Source organism: Clostridium sp. MCC328 (assembly GCF_018785465.1).
GTDB classification, from domain to species: Bacteria; Bacillota; Clostridia; order Lachnospirales; family Lachnospiraceae; genus Pilosibacter; species Pilosibacter fragilis.
On record NZ_WQPW01000111.1, the window covers coordinates 17,289 to 18,784 of the forward strand.

A 1,496-nucleotide genomic window follows, 5' to 3' on the forward strand; every position below is an offset into this window, starting at 1 on the left:
CTGACTTCTATGGGCCAGTTCCGGTACGTTTGCCGTCACCGCCTGCCCCGCCGTTGCCGGAAGGGTCTTTAAGAGTTCCCGGATATAATACCGGGAGCCGATATTATAGCTCGCGTTCAGGTCGCAGTTGTACTGCTTCCCTGTCTGGAACCGGCAGAGGCTGTAGCTTGGAAGATCTGCTTCCTTGCCTCTCATGACTCTGCCGCTTCCGTCAAATGCAAGCCTGGATGTGTTCCAGGCACAGACTCGGGCTGTCCGGATCATGTTCCGGTGTGCTTTGTCCGTTACCATGGTCTGTACATACTTTGCCCGCCAGAGGTGGAGACGCTGCTTCTTGCTGCCGCGCTTCTTTCCGGCGAGATCCAAGTATTCCATCACAATGCAGTCCACGTCATACTTTATGGCCGTATCCACGATGAACCGGGCGGTCTTGACCGCAATGTCATCGTTGATGCCTTTTGCCTGTTTCCAGAGTCCCGGTGTTTTACGGGCACAGAGTTTTTGTGCGTGTTTGATGTGGCTTACCGCATGTTCCAGGGAGTCGTATTCTCCCGGAAGGGAAAGAAATTCCCTTCCGAGGACCGCGCCCTCCGGAGTCATGACGCTGCACGTACACGCACTGTTTAGCCCTAAGTCCACTGCCAGGATACGGGTGTTTCGGATATCGGTATCCGGAAGTTTTACGGCTGTCTGGAACACGAAGTCCAGAAACCACTTCTTCCCACGTTTCTGTAAGGTCGGGACGCATTCCTTGTAGTTCTTGCAGTGATGTTCGATGTAATCTGCATCACTCTTTCTGAGATCTACCAGAACCCAATCCCAGGTATTGCGGATAAAGACCTTTAAGGCTGCCTGGTATATCCCGGTACGGATGAACATACCGGAACGGTACATGGCCGGATACACGTATCCCACCTGCGGCAGCGACGGTTTCGCGCCGCGTTTCTCCGGCTCCGCTGCCTCCCAGTTTTCCAGGTTGCTTTGGTAGGAAGATACCTTGCCCAGTGCTTCCGCAATGGCAGCACGTCGTAAGTAACTGGGGAACTTGTAGAACGCGGCCGAGAAATCATATGGCACTGCTGGATTCTGCCTGGTCCTGACAGTAAGTGATTCCACCAGGTTTACCCGTTCCTTCTGAAGCTTTCCGGTGGATATCAGGTTCCATTCCGTAAGACAAACATCCACGAAGAAGGAGACTGCCTGACGGTACAGACGGACGGTCTCATCGAAGATATGGTTAAAGCCTCTGGTTCTGACGCGGTACGTCATGCTGAGTTTCATACGGCAGCCTCCTTTCTGTGGTAATTATGGCGGGGAATGGCGATTTCCGGCATTTGAGGCGTCTTACTCACGACTGAAGTCACGAGAATGCGACGCCGGAACTTTCAAAACCTCTATCGGCTATTATCAGCGTTTCTTTTTTCGTCCTTTATGATTCGTTTTCCGCAATGGTACGCCGCAAAAGATTCATTTCGGCTTCATAGCCGTAATCCTCT

Annotated in this window: 1 protein-coding gene; it reads right to left on the reverse strand. The window is 52.5% G+C overall.

What is annotated here, in order from left to right:
• Positions 1–1,281: transposase (locus tag GPK83_RS14615; protein ID WP_215705123.1), on the reverse strand; the 1,281-nt coding region annotated here is incomplete at its 3' end.
• Between the last annotated feature and the right edge of the window lie 215 nt (positions 1,282–1,496).